The sequence below is a fragment of the Chitinophaga sp. Cy-1792 genome, assembly GCF_011752935.1.
Lineage (GTDB): Bacteria > Bacteroidota > Bacteroidia > Chitinophagales > Chitinophagaceae > Chitinophaga.
In genome coordinates this window covers 1,413,676-1,433,919 of sequence record NZ_VWWO01000001.1, presented here as the reverse complement: position 1 = coordinate 1,433,919, position 20,244 = coordinate 1,413,676, and the positions used below count along the sequence as shown (strand labels likewise).

18 protein-coding genes are annotated in these 20,244 nt (G+C 44.5%); 9 read left to right on the top strand and 9 right to left on the bottom strand.

Annotation, left to right across the window (positions count from 1 at the left end; translation table 11 throughout):
- Positions 1-8: 8 nt before the first annotated feature.
- On the bottom strand, positions 9-533 hold the full coding sequence (locus F3J22_RS05920) for a YceI family protein (RefSeq protein ID WP_167015238.1): 525 nt from the start codon (positions 531-533) through the stop codon (positions 9-11).
- A 133-nt stretch (positions 534-666) separates the two neighbouring features.
- Here F3J22_RS05920 and F3J22_RS05915 point away from each other — a divergent pair, with 133 nt between their 5' ends.
- On the top strand, positions 667-1,401 hold the full coding sequence (locus F3J22_RS05915) for a DUF4184 family protein (protein WP_167015236.1): 735 nt from the start codon (positions 667-669) through the stop codon (positions 1,399-1,401).
- Here the strand turns inward: F3J22_RS05915 and F3J22_RS05910 are convergent.
- The gene (locus tag F3J22_RS05910; protein WP_167015233.1) at positions 1,378-2,061 is read right to left on the bottom strand and encodes an ATP-binding cassette domain-containing protein; all 684 of its coding nucleotides are present in this window, start codon (positions 2,059-2,061) and stop codon (positions 1,378-1,380) included. The genes F3J22_RS05915 and F3J22_RS05910 overlap by 24 nt on opposite strands.
- Position 2,062: 1 nt before the next feature.
- On the bottom strand, positions 2,063-2,419 hold the full coding sequence (locus F3J22_RS05905) for a hypothetical protein (RefSeq protein WP_167015231.1): 357 nt from the start codon (positions 2,417-2,419) through the stop codon (positions 2,063-2,065).
- 131 nt (positions 2,420-2,550) lie between these two features.
- Here F3J22_RS05905 and F3J22_RS05900 point away from each other — a divergent pair, with 131 nt between their 5' ends.
- The gene (locus F3J22_RS05900) at positions 2,551-3,132 is read left to right on the top strand and encodes an NADPH-dependent FMN reductase (RefSeq protein ID WP_167015229.1); all 582 of its coding nucleotides are present in this window, start codon (positions 2,551-2,553) and stop codon (positions 3,130-3,132) included.
- Between the two features lie 134 nt (positions 3,133-3,266).
- Here F3J22_RS05900 and F3J22_RS05895 read toward each other — a convergent pair whose 3' ends face one another.
- Positions 3,267-4,973 (bottom strand): chloride channel protein, encoded by a 1,707-nt coding sequence (locus F3J22_RS05895; protein ID WP_167015227.1) that lies wholly within the window; start codon positions 4,971-4,973, stop codon positions 3,267-3,269.
- A gap of 106 nt (positions 4,974-5,079) precedes the next feature.
- Here F3J22_RS05895 and F3J22_RS05890 point away from each other — a divergent pair, with 106 nt between their 5' ends.
- Together F3J22_RS05890 and F3J22_RS05885 are read left to right on the top strand one after the other, a co-directional pair.
- Positions 5,080-5,748: a Crp/Fnr family transcriptional regulator gene (locus tag F3J22_RS05890; RefSeq protein ID WP_167015225.1), complete on the top strand. Its 669-nt coding sequence runs from the start codon at positions 5,080-5,082 to the stop codon at positions 5,746-5,748.
- A 27-nt stretch (positions 5,749-5,775) separates the two neighbouring features.
- Positions 5,776-6,180: an NUDIX domain-containing protein gene (locus F3J22_RS05885; protein ID WP_167015223.1), complete on the top strand. Its 405-nt coding sequence runs from the start codon at positions 5,776-5,778 to the stop codon at positions 6,178-6,180.
- A gap of 36 nt (positions 6,181-6,216) precedes the next feature.
- Here F3J22_RS05885 and F3J22_RS05880 read toward each other — a convergent pair whose 3' ends face one another.
- The 3 genes from F3J22_RS05880 to F3J22_RS05870 all read right to left on the bottom strand — a co-directional run bounded on the left by F3J22_RS05880 (position 6,217) and on the right by F3J22_RS05870 (position 12,136).
- Positions 6,217-6,813, bottom strand: coding sequence for a hypothetical protein (locus F3J22_RS05880; RefSeq protein ID WP_167015221.1), 597 nt, complete (start codon positions 6,811-6,813; stop codon positions 6,217-6,219).
- Between the two features lie 347 nt (positions 6,814-7,160).
- Complete coding sequence (locus F3J22_RS05875) at positions 7,161-8,702, bottom strand: SusD/RagB family nutrient-binding outer membrane lipoprotein (protein WP_167015219.1); 1,542 nt, start codon at positions 8,700-8,702, stop codon at positions 7,161-7,163.
- A 62-nt stretch (positions 8,703-8,764) separates the two neighbouring features.
- Complete coding sequence (locus tag F3J22_RS05870; protein WP_167015217.1) at positions 8,765-12,136, bottom strand: SusC/RagA family TonB-linked outer membrane protein; 3,372 nt, start codon at positions 12,134-12,136, stop codon at positions 8,765-8,767.
- 425 nt (positions 12,137-12,561) lie between these two features.
- Here F3J22_RS05870 and F3J22_RS05865 point away from each other — a divergent pair, with 425 nt between their 5' ends.
- The 5 genes from F3J22_RS05865 to bglX all read left to right on the top strand — a co-directional run bounded on the left by F3J22_RS05865 (position 12,562) and on the right by bglX (position 18,184).
- On the top strand, positions 12,562-13,104 hold the full coding sequence (locus F3J22_RS05865; protein WP_167015215.1) for an RNA polymerase sigma factor: 543 nt from the start codon (positions 12,562-12,564) through the stop codon (positions 13,102-13,104).
- Positions 13,105-13,186: 82 nt separating this feature from the next.
- Positions 13,187-14,257, top strand: a complete 1,071-nt coding sequence (locus F3J22_RS05860) for a FecR family protein (RefSeq protein WP_167015213.1) — start codon at positions 13,187-13,189, stop codon at positions 14,255-14,257.
- Between the two features lie 83 nt (positions 14,258-14,340).
- Positions 14,341-14,997, top strand: a complete 657-nt coding sequence (locus tag F3J22_RS05855; protein ID WP_167015212.1) for a GDSL-type esterase/lipase family protein — start codon at positions 14,341-14,343, stop codon at positions 14,995-14,997.
- 69 nt (positions 14,998-15,066) lie between these two features.
- A complete protein-coding gene (locus tag F3J22_RS05850) occupies positions 15,067-15,891 on the top strand; it encodes an endonuclease/exonuclease/phosphatase family protein (RefSeq protein ID WP_205195148.1) in 825 nt (274 codons plus the stop codon).
- A 16-nt stretch (positions 15,892-15,907) separates the two neighbouring features.
- The gene (gene bglX, locus F3J22_RS05845; RefSeq protein ID WP_167015210.1) at positions 15,908-18,184 is read left to right on the top strand and encodes a beta-glucosidase BglX; all 2,277 of its coding nucleotides are present in this window, start codon (positions 15,908-15,910) and stop codon (positions 18,182-18,184) included.
- 59 nt (positions 18,185-18,243) lie between these two features.
- Here the strand turns inward: bglX and F3J22_RS05840 are convergent, their stop codons facing one another.
- Both F3J22_RS05840 and F3J22_RS05835 read right to left on the bottom strand, forming a co-directional pair.
- Positions 18,244-18,963, bottom strand: a complete 720-nt coding sequence (locus tag F3J22_RS05840; RefSeq protein ID WP_167015209.1) for a LytTR family DNA-binding domain-containing protein — start codon at positions 18,961-18,963, stop codon at positions 18,244-18,246.
- Positions 18,960-20,054, bottom strand: a complete 1,095-nt coding sequence (locus F3J22_RS05835; RefSeq protein WP_167015208.1) for a sensor histidine kinase — start codon at positions 20,052-20,054, stop codon at positions 18,960-18,962. The genes F3J22_RS05840 and F3J22_RS05835 overlap by 4 nt, the downstream gene beginning before the upstream one ends.
- Positions 20,055-20,244: the final 190 nt, after the last annotated feature.

Sequence of the window (20,244 nt, the reverse complement as noted above, 5' to 3'; positions counted from 1 at the left end):
TGTGATTCCTAAGATTTCACCAGTTGCACTTCCATCAGGAGCTTAACTTCATCGCTGAGTACGATGCCGCCGGCTTCTGTGGTAGCGTTCCAGCGTAAGCCGAAATCGGTTCTGTGCAGACGGCCTTTCAGGGCGAATCCGGCTTTTTGTTGGCCCCATGGGTCCACGGTAACACCGCCATGTTCTACATCCAGCTCAATGGGGTGTGTCTGTCCTTTAATGGTCAGGTCGCCAAGCAGCTTGTAGCGGTCGCCATCTACTTTTTTTACCTTTTTAGATTTGAAACTGATTTTCGGGAAGGTGCCCGCGTCAAAGAACTCTCCGTTTTTCAGGTGCTCATCGCGCTGGCTGTTTTGTGTGTCGATACTGTTTGCTTCTGCTTCAAAATTAATCGTCGCGTCATGAAAGTCTTCGCTCTCTGTCAATACTTCACCACTGAAACGGGTGAAATAGCCACTTACGTTGGTAATCATCAGGTGTTTCACCTTAAATCCGATTTCGCTGTGTGATTCATCAATTTTCCAGGTAGTCATGGTTCATCTTTTTTAATATTTCGTAAAATTAAATAGTATAACGTTCGAATAATTGGATAAATTGCCGATAATGATGGACGATTTTCCGTCGACAGGGCAAAATCTGTTACACTAATTAATTAACCGAGCCTGCATGCCATTTACTATATCCCATGCGGCCATTGTGGCGCCGCTATACCGGTTACCAAAAAGATTTGCCTCCCTAAGCGGGCTGATAATAGGGAGTATGGTACCTGATTTCCTGTACTTTTTCAGATTGAACCCCTATGCTGACGATGGTCATCATTTTCCGGGGATAATAATTTATGATCTGCCACTGGCGATACTCCTCGCCTACGCCTGGCACCACTGGTGGCGATACCCCATTATGGAATATGCGCCGCCTTTTGCCGCAGCAAGAATCCGGAGATACCGCTTCTTCAACTGGCACCAGTATTTCTGTCAGCATTTCCTGGTGGTAATTTGTTCTGTCATGGTGGGCGTCTTTTCCCATCTCTTCCTCGATGCCTTTACGCATGAGCAGGGATATTTTGTGCAACTGATTCCTTTCCTGCAAAAACATTCCGGCAAACAACCTAACTGGTACCTGATGCAGTATGCAACTTCCGTTGCGGGATTATTTATACTCTTTTACTATTTCTTTAAAATTCCTGTTAAAAAACCGCTACCACATATAACGTTGAAGGATACACTTTTTTTCTGGGGTGGTACTGCCATATTCTCTTTCCTGATATTGTTCATCAACGAAAAAGTACATTATATCAATTGCAAAGGACTGGATTACCTGGCGATAATACTTGGAGGTGTCATGTATGGCTACATCGCCATGGCAGCCATTTATAAGCTAAGGCTGGTCAAACGTTCCTAAAGGAACATAATCATACTTTTCTAACTCACTGGTATCTTTTATAGATCTGCAAATACCATCCGACAACAATATAATTTTATCACTCGCCCTGATAATATCCATATAATTATGATCTGTAATAATAAATCCTTTGTTGTCGCGATAAGATTCTAGCAAGCCTATAATTTCATCTACATAAATCGGTTCTACGCCGTTAAAAGGTTCATCCAGCAAAACGAACTTTACATCCAGGTGTATTACCAGGAGTATTTCCAATATACGCAGGGTTCCGCCGGAAAGCTCGTCCCGCCTCAGTTCCAGATGAGGAGCTACACGGGGATGTGCCTTTACCTGGTTAGCCGCACTTATATCTTCGAGATATACATCAATTATTTCTCCCACCGTAATATTGGTGGGAAGAAAGCCTTCCTGTGGCAGATACGCCAGATTCTTTCCTGTAGCATAAGGCGTAGGAAGTGCTTCTTCATCAATACTTACATACCTGTTTAGTGCATCGCAGGTGCCAAAAATTATTTTTAATAAAGTAGATTTCCCACAACCGTTTCTTCCCAGCAAACCTACTACCTCACCGGTTTTACATGACAATTGACAATCCCTGAGTAATGTACGTTTCCCGTAGTTTTTAATGATACTATCTGCTCTTAAAATATGTACCGGCATCTTAATAAAAAATTATAAATAGTAACAGTAATAGAAAACCTATCAACAGGTTTATACCATAGGCAAATCCGATCAGCTGAAATTTAGAATAGCCTTTGTTGTGGTAGAAATAGTATTGATTTTTTCTGCGTCGTTCAAATAAGAACAATGACAACAGAAACCCTCCGGTAAGCATAGCAATTACAAAGGCTCTGAGTATTACCGACAAGGACGATGCACTATTACCGGCTTCCATATAAGGTAGTTTGGGCGTGACTGGCACCGCCAACAATGCAAGAAATATGGAAAACGCATAGTTGGGCAGGTTGATCGCACGATAGTAATGCCACAAAAAGTACAGGTTTTGGGTTGGCTTCATGGGAATTATATTGCGGCAGATAGCAACAATAACAATGCCACGTAGGTTATTCTTATCTTCTATAGGCAGATAGATATTGCAGATATTGTTCTAACTGGTCAATAGCTACCTTGTAAAGGATTTCGCATCTTATGAAAGAAAAAATATCCGTACTCGCCATATCAGGCAGTACACGCGCTCAATCATCTAACCATCAGCTGATACATGGTATCACAAAAAAATATGCAGATAAGATTGCTGTTACTTTTTTTGATGATCTCACCACCTTACCTTTTTTTAATCCGGATATTGACAATGAAACGCCGCCCGCGTCGGTGACTGCTTTCAGGGAAGCTGTTCGTGCCGCAGACGCCGTACTGATCTGTACACCGGAATATGCCATCGGGGTGCCGGGCGTATTAAAAAATGCGCTGGACTGGGCGGTTTCCAATATGGCCTTCAGTCAGAAACCTGTAGCATTGATCACTGCCGGTACAGCGGGATTTCATGCGCATAAGTCGCTCCTGGGCACACTGCTGATCATTGAATCGAGCATCAGTGAAGATATGCAGTTGGTTATATCTGCCGTAAAAACGAAGATCGATACGGCGGGAAATATTACCAACACGGAAACTTCCGAAAAAATAAACAAGCTAATAGATGCCACCATAGCCGCTGTACAAGGAAACAGCGACCTTACTTTCCTGCAACCGCCACCCATGATGCAGGCCTGATTTTACGGATTTAAAACATCACACTTATATACCATTTTGGGATAAAGGGTAATTCTGTTCACAAATATTTCTTTATTTGCGACCAGAATTACCTATTTATCCCTATGCTATTCGAATGAGTTAACCCCGGCTATTTATTTCTGATTAAAGATTTTCTTACCTCTTACCAGTAATTTATTTCTTCTTCTCTTAATGGAAATCACCTGCTGATAACGATCTCCTGCCTGTCTGAATTCCGTATAGGCGTTAAAGATAGTTTGCGGTGTAACAATACCAATCAGTGTATTATCGTCCGGATTGAGCACGGGTAATACCGGCAGTTTGTACGCGCTTATCAGTTCCACCGCCTGATTGAGTTTTGCTGTCGGGTAGATATAAACAGCGGTATCTACCTGTTCATCTTCCTGGGAAGCATTGGCCATAGCCTCGCTCACAGGAAGCTGCGACAATACATCCGGTTCAAAAGAATGCGGCGTAGCCACTCCGCGACGCTGAATTTTCTCGGTCATGATACTGCCTTTCATCAGGAAAAAGGATACAAAGTAAGAAGCAGCACAAGCGCCCAGTAAAGGTAATAGTCCATGTGGCTGCATGGTGACTTCGAAGGCAAAAATAACCGCTGTCAGCAAGGCTCTTGCAGCGCCGGCAAACATAGCAGCCATACCGATCAGCGCGCAGGTAGGCAGGTTAATCTGACTTTCCGGGAAGAAGTGCAGGACGATCATCCCAAATAAGATGCCCGTAGCACCGCCGATGGTTAATAATGGCGCCAGTGTACCACCGCTGGTACCACTACCGAGGGAAATAGCCCAGGAAATAAATTTCAGGAAACATAACCCCAGTACCATTTTCAGGGGTAGTGAACCTCCCAGCAATGCGGTGATATTATTATATCCCACTCCCAGCGTGTATGGCGCGAAATAGCCTGTAACACCAATGGCTACTGCACCTATGGCTGGCCACCACATCCAGTGTATAGGCAGTTTTTCAAAGAGGTCTTCCACTGCATAGATGCTTTTTGATACCAGTGCCGCCAGCACGCCAATGATGGCGCCGCCCACCACGTACCATATCAGCGCCTGCGCCGTAGGGGCTTGCAGCACCGGCATCGGAAACACAGGCCCACTGCCGAATAACCAGATATGCATGGCCGTACCTGTAGCACATGCCATGGCAACCGGGATAATACTTTTAGGGGAAAACTCGAACAGCAATAATTCTATCGCCAGCAGTACCGCTGCTACAGGCGTACCGAATATGGCCGCCATACCGGAGGTGGCACCTGCCGTCAGCATGATTTTACGCTCGTTGGGAGAAATGCGCATGATCTGTCCGGTGAATGAGCCGAAAGCACCACCGGTAGAGATAATGGGACCTTCCGCACCGAAGGGACCGCCGGTACCTATAGAAATAGCGGCGGATAAAGGTTTCAGGATGGTAATGATAGGCTTGATACGGCTTTCATTGGTGAGTACCTGCTCCATTGCTTCCGGGATACCATGGCCGCGGATGGCAGCTGAGCCTAATCTTGCCATGATACCGATTATGATGGAGCCAATGATGGGTATAAATATTACCCATAATCCCAATGTGTTATGGGCAGGACTTGCTTCGGCAGCTGAAAACTTGCCGTAAAAAGAGATATTGGTGATGAGATTGATTAATAATACCAGTACCTTGGCAATGAGTCCGATAATGAAGGCGTTTACCACGGCCTGTATGGTCAGATAAAAGAGTCTTCCGGAAATGGTTTTATCCATTGCTGTTTTCTCCGGGTCGTAGGCGTGCCCATCCAGAGAAGGAGCGATGGATATTGTTTCGTTCATATTTTTGTGCTTCATTAACTTTAATTTGACTACAAAAGTATTACCTTGGCAATAAAAATTCATCTTTTTAATTATTTTTTAAGATAATTTTATTGCCATCGCAATAAATACATATATAATTATGCAGCAACACCACCATTGTTTCCTTTCCAGATACAGCTTACCGGAGTGGCAGGCGGCCATTGCTACGAACGCCACCATTCATAAATTCAAGCGGGGAACGGTGATTTTCAGGGAGTCGGAAGAGGTGACAGGCTTTTATTTTATCCACTCAGGGAAGGTGAAAGTCCATAAGCAATGGGGCGAAGATAACCGCGACCTGATCGTGAAGTTTGCCCTGGCGGGAGATATTTTGGGGCATCGCGGGCTCGGGCAGGATCATTTCTACCCGGTAACAGCCACTGTCATAGAAGATGTAGAGGCCTGCTTTATAAGCGCCGAATTTTTCCATACCACCCTCCTGGTAAATCATGAGCTGGCGTACCATATGGTACTTTTTTATGCTTCAGAACTGCAAAAGGCAGAGCAGGCCATGCGCGATATGGTATTTATGAGTGCCAAAAGCAAAATGGCAAATGCCCTGTTGAAAATCCAGGATATCTTCGGCACCGATGAAAATGGTGCGATCCAGAGTAACCTGAGCAGACAGGAAATTTCTGCGTACGCCGGCACCACCTATGAAACTTTATTCAAAACACTGAATGAGTGGATAGAAGAAGGCTTCATCACCGTTGCAGGGAAAGCCATTACCATACGTGACCAGGACAAACTACGGGCATTGGTGCAGTAGTTACAGGATTGAATTATTTTTGTGCGCATGAGATATATCAACACTGCAGGACTGATAGTAATAGAAAACCGTAAGCTGATGCTGGCTTTCAGCCGTAACAAAGGTGCCTGGTACCTGCCCGGAGGTAAAGTAGACCCGGGAGAAACAGACCTCGAAGCACTGCACCGCGAAATAAGAGAAGAGTTGGATATCGATCTTAACAAGGAGCAGCTGCAGCTATATTATTACATGGAAGCCCCTGCATTCGGTGAAAAAGACGTGCTGATGAAGCAGCATGCCTTCATTTGCCAGCTACAGCAAACACCGCAACCCACCGCAGAAATTGCAGCTATCCGATTTTTCAGCGAAGCCGAATATAAACTGGAAGAACACCAGGTAATTGGTGTTATCAATGCGTTTCGTAAGCTTAGGGAAGATGGGTTGGTGGATTAACGGTATAGTATATACGAAGTTATCAACATAGTTTTTTTAGTCCAGCCAGCCGGCGTCCATGGAGCGGTTGGTATCGTAAATGCAGTACTCGAACTGCTGCTTTTGCAGGTTCCATCCGCCTTTAGTCAGGCCGTTCTTCACCGCTTTTACTCTTGCCTGAAACAATTCCTCGTCTGCATATTCGCGCAGGGTGATGAAGCGGTTATCGGGGTCGTTACGTAGTGCGTTCTGCGATAAACGTACATTGTACAACTCGCAAAGTCGCATCAGTTCCTCTTTTTTTATAAAATCTATTTTTCCTCTCCACTCAAAATACGGTGGGTAATCTCCATCATTTATCCAGGAAAAAGCGTGATCTGCGGGTATTTCTATTTTACTTCTCTTTACAAAAAAATCATTCGCGATCAGCGATTCTGTATAACTATCACACTGCTGCAATACTTCCTGGTAGGAGTTTGTAGACAATACCGCATATAGCATTGGTTGCTGAATGCAGGTACCTTTTGAGAGTTCGATGAGTAAGGGGCGGGCCGACAACCGGTTGCAACAATCAGAAAATGAGGCCACGCGTTCCTGCGTAATTTCGGAAATGGTCAGATGTACTTCGAAGGGTATTGGCCTGTTTGTCTTCATTAAGACGAATATAATAGAGTGCCTCCTAATAATGAAATTCTTTTGACCGATTACGTGTTAAAATTCTATTAGCACTCAATTTTTATTGACAATTCGAATGGATAGGGCTTTCGAGGCTATTCTATATAAAGTTTCCAAGCTATTGTTGATTTTTATTTTTAAAAAGATGAAAAAATTTCGTCTGGTTAAAATGAAATTTAATAGTTGTAAAAAAGAGTACAGTATTGTTTAACAAGTAATGGGGATTTTAAAAAATGATAATCATCTGTCAGAAAAATACAAATAAAAAGCAGCGCCGTAGATACGACACTGCTTTTTTGAACTGATAACCTTGTTATATATTCCTATTATTGGAGGAGCCACATGGATTGTGAGCAATCATCATTGCCTTTAAACTGACGTTGAATAGCTTCGTTCAAATTGTCCGAGTTATAATTCAGTTCATTGGTAGGGTACATCCATCTCAGCGGGAAGCTGGTGGATGGAACGTTCAGGTTGGTGCTGCTGTTCAGTTTGAACACAGGGTAACCTGTACGTCTGTTTTCATACCAGGCGTTGAAATCGGAATTCTGGAAGAATCCGGCGATATATTTCTGGGTGATGATCTGCTGGATCTGATTTTCTGTAGTACCTGTGAGTGCAACAGTAGCAGGGAATGAGCTGATATAGGCAGCATCGATAGCCATGTTATGTGCATAGGATGCAGGTGCATATTTCGCCAGGAAATTCAGGTGGCCTTTGATACCGTTTTCGTAGTAGGTTTCAGCGGCGGTACCGCTGATCCAGCCACGAACGGTAGCTTCCGCCAACAGGAACTGTACATCCCAGTAGTTCAGCAAGCCAACAGGTTCTGCATTGTACATTTCTACGTAACGTTTATTCACATCACAGTAGCTACCGGCAGCTTTTTTGTCGGTAGTAGAAGTATACTGATCAGAAGGTTCTACACCCATATAGGCATCAAAGTCTGACATCGTTTTACCGGCTTTAAGCTGAGCAGGAGTAGGTTCTGCAAAGTAGAACAGACGTTTGTCCTGCGAAGTTTTCAACAAATCGACCAGGGTGGTGGACATCATCGGATAGATCACGAAAGAGTTGATCTGTGCAGCGGTATTGCTCCATGGGTAGCAATAACCTGCAGAAGCCTGATAGGTTACAGCGAAGTTATCGGTGTAGTCTCTCATCAGCGGACGCTGAGCCACTGCTTTAAATCTGTTGATAACATCCAGGTCTGCGTCGCCGGTTTTCTTCACGAGGTTCATCAGTACATGCAGCTGGAAGCTGTTTGCGAGTCTTCTCCACTTATCCACACTACCGGAGTAGATGAAGTCGCCGGAGAAGTCAACACCTTTTGCCAGCAGGGAATCTGCCTGGTCGAGTTCTTTCAGGATGCCGATAAACACTTCTTTCTGTGTATCATATTTTGCTTTGATAACACCTGTAGATCCCTGTACTGCCTGAGAGTAAGGGATATCACCTACCTGCATGGTGGTCTGGAAGAACTGCCATGCACGGATAAAGTGCCCAAAACCATTATATGAATTTTTCAGATCGCCGGCCGCGGTATTGTTCACCATTGCAGTTATATCTCTCAATACTAACAATCTGTTGAAAGAAACCCTGTCAAATTTATTGTATTGGTAAGCGCTCGCCTGTTCAGTCCAGCAAATATATTTGCCGAGTGTGAAAGGCTGACGGAAGTCGGTAGCAGAAGCGATATCTTTAGAAGTAACGGAGGTCAGGATATTGGTAGCCAGCCATGCAGAGGAAGCGGTAGAAGGTTTATCCGGATTGGTGTTAATCTGATCAAACTTCTTGGTACAGCTGCTGAGGCCAATACCAGCCGCCAGTGCTGTGATGATAGATATTTTTGAAATATGTTTGTTCATTTTTTCAGTTTTTTGATAAGCGCCACCATTAAGTATTGGTGGCGCTTTCCGATATGATTCTACTAGAAACCTACTTTTATGTTCACACCTACCATACGTTGCGCAGGGGAGTTCATATTTTCAGTATCAATATCCGGGTCAGCGAATTTAAATTTGGTCAGCAGCAGCAGGTTTTGGCCGGTAACTGCAACAGATGCATTTTTAATACCTGATTTACCAAACCATGCTTTAGGCAGTGGATAAGCGATAGATACTTCTCTCAGCTTAACGAAGCTTTTGCTCATCACACCAACTTCGTAAGAGTTACCCCATGTCTGCATATAATCCTGGTAGCTTACCTGAACATCGTTTGGCGCATACTGACGGGTATCTTTAGTGATACGGCCGAAGTTATCGTAGGTTACTTCACCGCTGATTACTTTCACACCTTTACCAATATAGTTTTTCAGTCCTTTCACTACTTCGTCGTAGCGGTATTGGTTATCTGTTTCAGGATTAGAACCGGTATCAAACATCTTAGCATAGATGTAGTCATACATCACACCACCGATACGGCCGTCGATGCTAATGGTTACATTGAAGTTGTAGATATTGAAGTTGTTCACGAAACCGAAAGTGAAATTAGGGTCGGAGTAACCAAATTGTTTGCTGTATTTGCTCATCAATGGCTTACCGTTCTGGTGGATCACATTTCCATCAGGGTCTCTGTCTGCCATGCCGGTATTTGCAAATACATCATAGCGGCCACCTGCAACCGTCCATGGATTCTTTGCGGAATACACAGGGTCGATATCAACATAATATCTGTGCTGTGATGCAAAGTTGATCATGGAGTTCCACTGGAAGTGCTTTCCGGTCATTACGGTACCATCCAGGGTTAGCTCAATACCACGACGTGCGTAGGTTTCACCCGTATTGATCAGGGTACTTGCGTAACCGGAAGAAGGCGCCAGTGTTTGTTTCAGCTGCTGGTTGTAATACAGTTTGGTATAGTAGGCCGCATCCACATGGAGTCTTTTACCGAACAGGTAACCTGCGGTACCAAATTCCCAGGTACGGGTGGTGGTAGGCAGCAGGGAAGCACCTGCGAGGTTATCAGGCGTAGAAGCACTTGAATTTCCCCATGAATTATTTATTGTATAGGAGAGATTATTCGCGTAGATATCCAGCGGAGTTTTAGTGATGGTCCATGAACCTCTTACTTTCCACAGGTCCACCCACTCCGGCATTTTAATAAATTCAGACATTACAACAGAAGCTGCAACGGAAGGATAGAAATAAGAGCGCTGACTAGCAGGCTGGGTAGAGCTCCAGTCGTTTCTTCCGGTGAAGTCCACATATGCAAAGTTGTTATACGATGCAGTTACTTTTCCGTAGATACTGTTGGTTTGCTTAGACCAGGTACCATAGTTGTTTTTGATAGCATCTACACCGGCAGTAGTTGAAGCCACGGCATTAGCAAGAGAATACCATCCCGGAACAGCCAGACCGTTTCTGGTTTGTGCGCCGAATTCCCTGTTTTTAAAGTAGAAAAGGGATCCGCCACCTAACGCGTCGATATTAAATTTCTTAATCTGTTTGTTATAGGTTAAGATCAGGTCACTGTTGATACTGTTACCCCAGGTTTCATCCATACCATATAAACCTTTACCGCTGAAGGCGAAGTTGAAGGTATTACCCATGGTAGTAGAACCAGGGATGGTATTGAAAGTCGCACCGTTGGTAGAGAAGATGCCTGCAGGGTTTCTGATGCCATCTTCATTTTTGAAGTAATCGTAACCATTTCTGAACATCAGTTTCAGATCTTTAGAGAACGCGTAGTTCATGGTCAGACTGGCATTCAGTTTATTCTGCTCCGTGCTTCTCAGTTTTTCGTTGGCAATCAGCCATGGGTTGTCATACCATGCGTTGTATAACCAGTTCTGTTTGGTGTTTGGAGTAACCCAGTAATCTTTATATTGTCTGATATCATAGTCGGCACCGGTCCACATGAGGATCTGATAGATATAGCCCTGGGTCCCGTAACCACCGCCCCACAGCTGTGGTGCTTCGGTGCGGGTATATCCCATGTGGCTTTCCAGGCTGAATTTATCACCAGCTTTCAGTTCGCCGCTCATGGTATAGTTGAGGATATTCAGTTTCTGGTTAGGGAACTGGCCTTTATTATATACATGGTTTACACCTGCTCTGAAGAAACCGTTCTTACCACCTTTGGTAACAGCAATGCTGTTATTGGTGATCAGGCCTGTTTGCATGAAGTTTTTCAGGTTATCCTTACCACTTGACACCAGGGGCATTTCCTCGTTTTGTTTAGTGATAGGGTTCCATTGAACAGCAGTCTGGCCAATATCCAATTTAGGTCCCCAAACGTAGTCTGTATTGATTTTACCACCGAGACCGTGACCGTAGGAAGTCTGGGTTTTAGGGATAGCGAGGTATCCCAGTGTGAACATGGTATTGCTGTTTACATCAACGGAGAGGCGATCTTCTTTACCACGTTTGGTAGAGATCATGATAGCGCCGGCAGAACCGCGTGCACCGTATAATGCCGCTGCGGTAGAACCTTTCAGCATGTTGATGCTTTCGATATCATCAGTAGGTACATCGCGGAGGGTCATGTTGCCATAAGGAACTCCGTCGATTACGAGCAGTGGGGTTTCTCCGCGCATTTCCAGTGCAGGCTGGCCGTTGAACTCAGTAGAGTTCTTCACTACCAGACCAGCCACCTGACCTGTCAGGGAGGTACCGAGGTCCACACCCTTAACGGTTTGCATGTTGCTGCCTTTAACGGTTTGCACCGCATAACCCAGTGCTTTCTCTTCACGTTTCACACCCAGTGCCGTTACAACAACCTCACCTAATTGTTTGGTAGATTCCTGCAGTTTGATCTGGATGTTGTTACGACCACCAACGGTTTCCGTTACTGGTGTATATCCGATAGAAGTGAAGGTCAGTACAGCGTTTGCGTTAGAAACAGTGATGGTATAGCTACCATCTTCCTTGCTCATAACAGCGTTGGTAGTACCTTTTTCCACCACGCCAACATTAGGAATGCGTTGTCCGGATTCGTCGGTAATGATACCGGTTACTTTCACCTTTTCGTTGCTCTGGCTGGATATTTTAGCATTGTCATCATCTACTTTTGTAGATGGGTTTTGATATTCACCTAATCTGTCTTTTTCGACGATGGTGTAATAATTCGGTTTAACGTAGAGGAATACGAGTCCATTAGGATACAGGACGCCTTTGAGCACATCTTCCAGGGATTTACCGGAGAAGTTTAGATTGTAGTTGGTAGTTTTGTTTTTTACTACCTGTGGGTCGTACACAAAATCAGCTTTGAATTCTTTTGTAATTGCTTTCAAAGCGTCATTTACCGTAGTCGCCTTCTGGGCGCTGGCCTGAATGCCGACACCGACAAGTAAAAGTAGCACAAGCAACCGCTTAAAACAGCGAAGCATCATATTAGCATAGATTTAGTAGTTAGATAAAATGGATTCTATCTTTTTATGCTGATTAAGTGTCGGAGATAAATCTTTTTACCCCACCATCGCTGGAATATTTTTTAGAAAGATGTCAGAATTGACAAAAGTCCTTATCGGTATTGTATTTGCAGCCGATACCTTCGGTATCGGCTGGTTGGTTTCGCGCTGCGCGCGATGGCTATCGCCAAATAAATTATTTGGAGCAATTCATAAAATCAGCATAATCATCTACATAAATATTATAATTGTACCTATACCCGATAACAATTAGTTAACATACTGGCGGGCATTTCTGGCGGAAATACTGACGATTGTGTGCTGCATTTTTAATAACTTCGCATCCGTAAAAATTCCACCAATCACTTACCTGCGTAATGGACAATCCAACTTTTCAGCGAATTATTGAAGGCGACATGGACGCCTACAGTGGATTGTACAAGGAATATTATAAACGATTCTTTAACTACGGCAGGAAATTCACTACCAATATTGTTTTGATTGAAGACAGCATACAGGAAGTATTCCTGGATGTCTGGAACAGGCGGGATAAGCTGTCACATGTTGATTCACCGAATTACTACCTGTACTCATCGTTCCGGTATATTCTGATGAAGAAGATCAGGCAGCATGATAAAATTGTTTTTGACCGGTCTGCCGAAGAGGACTATGAATTTTCGATTGAGAATGTGATCGTCAGCAATGAGTTGAACGAGGAGATGAAGACCAAACTGCAACATGCTATTAAAACGCTTACCAGCCGGCAGCTGGAGGCGGTTTTCCTGCGATTTTATGAAAATCTTTCCTACCAGGAAGTAGCATCTATTCTTAAAATTTCAGTGAAAGCGACCTACAAAATTATGGCCCGGAGTCTTTCTGCGCTGAAAGAAAACATTATGTTCTTATCTATTTTATTTTAAAATTTGCTCAATATCAAACTGTTAGTAAATTTTTTATCCCACTTGGGGTAATTATTGCAGCACATGCCACTATAATAGTAGAATGGAAAGAAAAAGTATAGCTGAAAGATATTCTCAATATAACGAAAACGATTTCCTGACGGATCCTTACTTCCAGGAATGGGTATACACGCCCACCCCTGAAACAGAGGCCTACTGGCAGGAAGTACGGCTTGTGTTACCCCTCAAAATAACGGATATGGATAATGCCCGTCTCTATCTCCATCATATTTCCTTTAAACAGCATATTCCATCAGATGAAGCAGCACAGGCTTCCTGGGAAAAGCACCTGCAACTGATCAGTGCACAGGAAGCTAATAAAGCAGCACCTGCTCCCGCCAGCATTTTTCCTTTGCGCAAAGCATTAAAAATTGCAGCCATGTTTGCAGGAGTGGCCATTATCACCGCTACATATATCTTTTTCCCAAGAAGCGCCACCAGGATCACCGCACAAACAGGTTACGGCGAAATCCGCCAGATAACTCTTCCCGATGGCTCCCTGGTAGACCTCAACGCCAACAGCAGTATCTCTTATAACAGCAAATGGAAATCAGGGGAAAAAAGAGAAATATGGCTGAAAGGCGAAGCACTTTTTAACGTAGTACATATTAATAAAGACACCAATAATATTAAAGAACAGGAAAGATTCCTCGTACATACCAAAGGCCTTACCGTTACTGTATTAGGGACTGTTTTTGATGTAAGACAACGCCGCCAGAAAACGGAAGTAGCCCTGCAGAGCGGGAAAATCAGGCTCTCCTTTGAAGATGCAGATAAAGACGACGTCATCCTGCAGCCTGGTCAGTTTATCTCTTATAATGAAGGCGATAAACAAACTGCCACTGAAAACATTGCCGCAGAAAAATTCAGTGCCTGGAAGGATCGCAAACTAATACTCAACAACCCCTCTGTCAGTGAAATCTTAAAATACCTGGAAGATACCTTCGGGAAAAAAATTATCCTGGAGGACAAAAAGAGGGATTCCCAAATCATCAATGGTCCGATATTACTGAGTTCTCTTGACGACGCCTTGTTTGTATTATCCATGGTTCTTGAAGCACAGGTCATTAAAAAAGATACCCAGACCATTATTTTACGTACCAGGCCGATATAATCCAATAATTTTTTTCTACTTCATGGGGTAAGATAAACGCTCTGCTACACTATAGTTAAAAGTGAGCTTTTAAACTGATAACATTGAAGAAGATATTATTCACCGCGTTTTGCAGCTGTTTCATCCTGCTAACAGCTTTTGCCCAGCAATATCCTTACCATAGTGATATCCAGGCGTTTAAACGAGCCGACTCCCTGAACAAACCTGCCGGCAACGAGATCCTGTTTATCGGCAGTTCATCTTTTACCTACTGGACAGACGTTCAAAATTATTTCCCCGATAAAAAGATCATCAACCGCGGATTTGGTGGATCTACCTTATTAAACCAGCTGCATTATGCAGATGATGTCATTTTTGCCTATCACCCTAAGCAGATAGTGATCTATTGCGGAGAAAATGACCTCGCAGATGCCGACACTGTTACTGCGGATTCGGTATTACATCGCTTCCAGACACTATTCACGATGATCCGAAACAAAATGCCCACGGTACCTATTGTGTATGTATCGCTGAAACCTAGTCCCAGCCGGGCCAGACTGATGGAAAAAATGGTGGCAGCAAACGACAGCATTCGTAAATACCTGCGCAAACAGCGTCGTACGGCCTTTGTAGACGTTTACCATCAAATGCTCAACGCCGACGGCACCATCAAAGCGGAGCTCTTCAAAGAAGACCAGCTTCATATGAAAGCCGCCGGATATGCCATCTGGCAAAAGGCGATCGCGCCGGCACTCAAATAACAGCAATTAATTTATCATCAATCTATAGAAAACATGCAAGGATCTTTTTTAAAAAGGTGCGGCCTATTGTTGCTTGCATTTTTTCCGGCAGTATTATCTGCACAGAAAAAAACCGAGTTAAACGTAGCCACCTATAACCTGCGTCTGAATGTACCATCGGACAGTGCCAACGCATGGCCTCACCGCAAAGCAATGGTGCAGGACCTCATCCAATATCATGAATTTGATGTTTTTGGTGTACAGGAAGCGCTGTCTGGTCAGATGAAAGACCTGGAAGAAATGCCCGCCTATGCACATGTCGGCGTAGGCAGAGACGACGGAAAAGATGGCGGTGAATATTCAGCCATCTTCTATAACAAACAAAAATTCAAGCTGGTAAAATCAGGTAACTTCTGGTTGTCACCAACTCCGGAGAAACCCGGCAAAGGCTGGGATGCTGCCTACATCCGTATCTGCACCTGGGCTTGCCTGCAAGACAAAAAAACCGGCAAACAGTTTTTTATGTTCAATACTCACTTTGATAATGAAGGGGTTGTTGCAAGAGAAAATGCTGCTAAACTTATCCTGGAGAAAATTAAGGAATACGCTACGGCCAAAACACCGGTTATCATTACCGGCGATTTCAATTCCAACCCGGAAACCACTGCCTACGGCACTATCGTCCAGTCATTTAAAGATGCGAAACTGGTTTCACAGGCTAAACCTTACGGCCCGGACAGCACCTTTAATGATTTTAAATACCATAACTATACGAAGGTTGTCAGAGAAGGAAGAATCGACTTCCTCTTCGTCAACAATAACATAGAAGTACTCAAATATGCCGTGCTGACAGATTCCAGGGACCTCAGATTCCCATCGGATCATTTCCCGGTTGCTTGCAGACTTCGCTTCTGATCTTTAATTTTAGCGCATGAAATTCTATAAAATATCTTGTACGCTCGCACTGTGCTTCCTGACTTATGTCGGCCAGGCACAGAATACCAAGATGAACACTTTCATCAATTCCCTGATGAACAAAATGACCCTGGAGGAAAAACTGGGTCAGCTCAACCTGCTTACCTCCGGAGATGCCGTTACCGGTTCCGTGGTAAGTACCGGCGTAGAGCAAAAGATCAGGGAAGGTAAGGTAGGCGCTTTGCTCAACATGACCAAAGTTGCCGATATCAGGAAAGCCCAGCAGCTTGCTGTTGACGGCAGTCGCCTGAAAATTCCGATGTTATTCGGTCTGGATGTGGTGCATGGTTACAAAACCACGTTTCCTATTCCGCTGGCATTATCCTGCTCCTGGGATATGGACATGATCGAAAGAAGTGCACAGATTGCTGCCATTGAGGCCAGTGCCGATGGCATCAACTGGACATTCTCCCCGATGGTGGACATTGCCAGAGATCCACGCTGGGGCCGTATTGCAGAAGGATCAGGAGAAGATCCCTACCTGGGTTCCAAAATTGCTGCAGCCATGGTAAAAGGCTACCAGGGCGATCTTAGCAAAAACAGCAACATCCTTGCCTGTGTAAAACACTTCGCATTGTATGGCGCTGCGGAAGGCGGCCGTGACTACAACACCACCGACATGAGTCGTGTAAGGATGTACAACGAATACTTCCCTCCCTACAAAGCCGCTGTAGACGCCGGCGCCATGACCGTTATGACTTCCTTCAATGAAGTAGACGGCATCCCAGCTACCGCCAACAGATGGCTCATGACCGATGTACTGCGTAAACAATGGGGCTTCAACGGCTTCGTGGTAACAGACTACACTGCTATCAACGAAATGATCAACCACGGCATAGGTGATCTGAAAACCGTATCAGCACTGGCTTTACACGCAGGCACCGACATGGACATGGTAGGTGAAGGATTCATCGGCACCCTGAAGCAATCCCTCCAGGAAGGCAAAGTGACGCTCAACGAAATCAACATTGCCTGCCGTCGTATCCTCGAAGCCAAATACAAACTTGGCCTCTTCGACGATCCTTACCGTTACTGCAACCCGGAGAGAGCACAGACAGAAATCTACACTGCTGCGCAGCGCCAGGAAGCACGCAAAGCTGCTGCCGAAACATTTGTACTGCTGAAAAACCAGCAAAACCTGCTCCCGCTGAAGAAACAGGGTTCCATCGCACTGATCGGGCCACTGGCTGATACCAGGGAAAACATGACAGGTACCTGGTCTGTATCTGCAGATATTAAAAATATCCCTTCCCTGCGTGAGTCACTGCAAAAAGAAGTGGGCAGCCAGGTAAAAATCAATTATGCCAAAGGCTCCAACCTCACTGCCGACTCCATGCTGGAAATCAACAGCACCATGTTTGGCCGTTCACTTCACCGCGATGGCAGAACTGCTGAAGAGCTGAAAAAAGAAGCATTGGCCGCAGCTGCACAATCTGATATCATCGTCGCTGCACTGGGTGAATCTTCCGAAATGACCGGAGAAGCCGCCAGCAGAGCAGATATCAGCCTTCCAGACACCCAGAAAGAATTACTGGCAGCCCTGCTCGCAACAGGCAAACCGGTAGTACTGGTGCTGTTTGCTGGTCGTCCTATGACCCTTACATGGGAAAACCAGCATGTTCCTGCTATCCTCAACGTTTGGTTTGGTGGATGTGAAGCAGGTGCAGCTATCACAGATGTATTATTTGGCGACGCTACCCCATCCGGTAAACTCACCACTTCCTTCCCGCAGCTGGTAGGACAAATACCTGTTAACTACAATCATAAAAACACCGGCCGTCCACTGGCTGGCAACGATAAATGGTTTACCAAGTTCCGTTCCAACTACCTGGATGTTTCCAACGATCCACTGTACCCATTTGGTTATGGCCTGAGCTACACCACTTTCTCCTACAGCGATGTTACCTTAAACAGTAACGCACTGAAAGCAGGTGGTAAAATCACCGCATCAGTTACCATTACCAATACCGGTAAAACAGATGGTGTGGAAATAGCACAGTTATATATCCGTGATATGGTGGGATCTATCACCCGCCCGGTAAAGGAGCTGAAAGGTTTCCAGCGTATTGCGCTGAAAGCGGGAGAATCTAAACAAGTAACTTTCGATATTACTGAAAACGACCTGAAGTTCTATAATTCAGATCTGAAGTTCGTTGCGGAACCAGGTGACTTCAAGGTATTCATTGGCGGCAACAGCCGCGATGTGAAAGAAGCTGCCTTTAAACTGCAATAAGTTTTTACGATAGATTAGGTGCTGACCGGGGCTGATCAACATAGTTGATCAGCCCCGGTCTATTTAAGCAGGTGATTATCCGTCATCATCGCTTTCCGGATATACTCCCTGTAATTCGCGCCAATAGGGAGTTCTATACTACCCAGTTCTATATCTGTATTGGTAAAAGCTGTTATTTTATTTATGTTGATGATAAAAGAGCGATGTATCCGAAGAAAGCCCTTATCATTTAAAGCGGTCTCCATATCACTGATCTTATACTTCGCGATAATCTCCTTATCTGTGGTATAGATCTTAATATAGTCTTTAATACTTTCCAGGTAGCAGATTTCGGCGGTATATAGTTTAATATGTTTTACCCCTGATTTTATAATAAGATGAGGTTTTTCTGCGCTTACAGCGGGCGGCGGTGTGGTAACAGGTATATGTAAACTGTTATAACGTTCGATTGCTTTCATAAAACGCCCAAAGGAAATGGGCTTGAGCAGGTAATCGATCACGCCCAGGTCATATGCATCCATGGCGAATTCCCTGTAAGCAGTGGTGAGTATCGTTTTAGGCGGGTTACGCAGTGTTTTCAGGAAAGAAATCCCCGAAACCTGCGGCATCCTGATATCCAGAAAAAGCAGGTCTATTGCTGTACTACACAGTATTTCATTCGCCCGGGCTACATTATGACAGGTAGCCGTCACCTCAAAATCCGCCAGCTGCTGGATATGTTGCTGCAGAAGGCGTATCGCCAGTGGTTCATCATCTACTAACAGACATCTTACTTTCATACTTGCCTTGTTTTTATCCGGATGGCTAAATGTACCTTAAAATAGTCATCATCGCGGGCAACATCGAGTACATAATCACCCGGGTATATCAGTTCCAGTTGTTGCCTGATATTCAGCAATCCGATCTTGCCGTTCCTGGTTTCCGGCATATTATCTCCTACGGTATTGACTACATCAAAAGTAACAACATCCTCTCCTGTTGTTACTTTTATACTAATAGCCGGATTATCTTTTGTATTACTCAACCCGTGCTTAAAGGCATTTTCTACTACAGATACCAATATCAGCGGGGGCACCTCCAGCTCCTGCCGGATGTCGATATCCAGCTTGAATTGCAGACTATCGGTATACCGGAGCCGTTCCAGGCTACAGTAGTTTTCTATCAGCTGTACCTCTTCCCTGATGGGAATCAATGGATGCTGACTTTTGTACAATACATGGTCCAGCATTTCCGACAGCCGGAAAATAGCATCAGACGTATGTGGAGAACCTACGATAGACAGGGAATAAATATTGTTCAGGGTATTAAAGAGAAAATGTGGATTTAGCTGATTCTTCAACAATTTCAACTCCGTAGCGATCTTCTCTTTTTCCAGTCTGATGGCCTTTTCCCGGATATCATACTGATCTTTAAAAAGTTTCACCGTCAGGAACAGAAAAGGGATTGACAGGGTATGGTACACATACACTTTGAAGAGTTTGTACAAGTCTGTGGCGATCTCGGACAGTGGCTCCTTAGGCTCCAGCGGGTCCGTACATTGCGTAAATGGTAATACCAGTGGTTCTGCTACATATACCACCAGTATCCTGGCAAATACACTGAGCAGGTAGCATACCAGTATAGCCAGTAAGGTAGTAGTAATTATTTTTTTGTGAGAAGATAAACGCGGAATAACAAAATATGCCAGGAAATAAGCGGTAGGTATTTGTGTAATCAGCAATACCAGCGCATAGATCAGGGAGCTCATGAATGACCATGAAGGCCCCTCAAAAAAGTCGGTGCTTACCGACAACAGCAGCATGGCTACCCAAAAAAACAGGTGCGCCTGTACCCGATGCGTTTTACAGTAATTCAGAAATGTATTCACCATGCCCATAACGCGCAAATATTGACATTTTAAAGGTAACCAGCAAACCTTGCGACAGAAACCTTCAAATACCGCCTGAAATGATTAAATCCGCTTATAAACACGCAATAATACCATGAGGCAGCTTTCCGTCATCTATTCCTGAGCGTTTGTCGGATTTGCCAAAATCTATCCTTTCTGAAAGATATTTTTG

Excerpts from the sequence above, each read along its gene's own strand:
- F3J22_RS05920 (WP_167015238.1), bottom strand. The coding sequence starts at position 533 with ATGACTACCTGGAAAATTGATGAATCACACAGCGAAATCGGATTTAAG.
- F3J22_RS05915 (WP_167015236.1), top strand. The coding sequence starts at position 667 with ATGCCATTTACTATATCCCATGCGGCCATTGTGGCGCCGCTATACCGG.
- F3J22_RS05910 (WP_167015233.1), bottom strand. The coding sequence starts at position 2,061 with ATGCCGGTACATATTTTAAGAGCAGATAGTATCATTAAAAACTACGGG.
- F3J22_RS05905 (WP_167015231.1), bottom strand. The coding sequence starts at position 2,419 with ATGAAGCCAACCCAAAACCTGTACTTTTTGTGGCATTACTATCGTGCG.
- F3J22_RS05900 (WP_167015229.1), top strand. The coding sequence starts at position 2,551 with ATGAAAGAAAAAATATCCGTACTCGCCATATCAGGCAGTACACGCGCT.
- F3J22_RS05895 (WP_167015227.1), bottom strand. The coding sequence starts at position 4,973 with ATGAAGCACAAAAATATGAACGAAACAATATCCATCGCTCCTTCTCTG.
- F3J22_RS05890 (WP_167015225.1), top strand. The coding sequence starts at position 5,080 with ATGCAGCAACACCACCATTGTTTCCTTTCCAGATACAGCTTACCGGAG.
- F3J22_RS05885 (WP_167015223.1), top strand. The coding sequence starts at position 5,776 with ATGAGATATATCAACACTGCAGGACTGATAGTAATAGAAAACCGTAAG.
- F3J22_RS05880 (WP_167015221.1), bottom strand. The coding sequence starts at position 6,813 with ATGAAGACAAACAGGCCAATACCCTTCGAAGTACATCTGACCATTTCC.
- F3J22_RS05875 (WP_167015219.1), bottom strand. The coding sequence starts at position 8,702 with ATGAACAAACATATTTCAAAAATATCTATCATCACAGCACTGGCGGCT.
- F3J22_RS05865 (WP_167015215.1), top strand. The coding sequence starts at position 12,562 with ATGGACAATCCAACTTTTCAGCGAATTATTGAAGGCGACATGGACGCC.
- F3J22_RS05860 (WP_167015213.1), top strand. The coding sequence starts at position 13,187 with ATGGAAAGAAAAAGTATAGCTGAAAGATATTCTCAATATAACGAAAAC.
- bglX (WP_167015210.1), top strand. The coding sequence starts at position 15,908 with ATGAAATTCTATAAAATATCTTGTACGCTCGCACTGTGCTTCCTGACT.
- F3J22_RS05840 (WP_167015209.1), bottom strand. The coding sequence starts at position 18,963 with ATGAAAGTAAGATGTCTGTTAGTAGATGATGAACCACTGGCGATACGC.
- F3J22_RS05835 (WP_167015208.1), bottom strand. The coding sequence starts at position 20,054 with ATGGTGAATACATTTCTGAATTACTGTAAAACGCATCGGGTACAGGCG.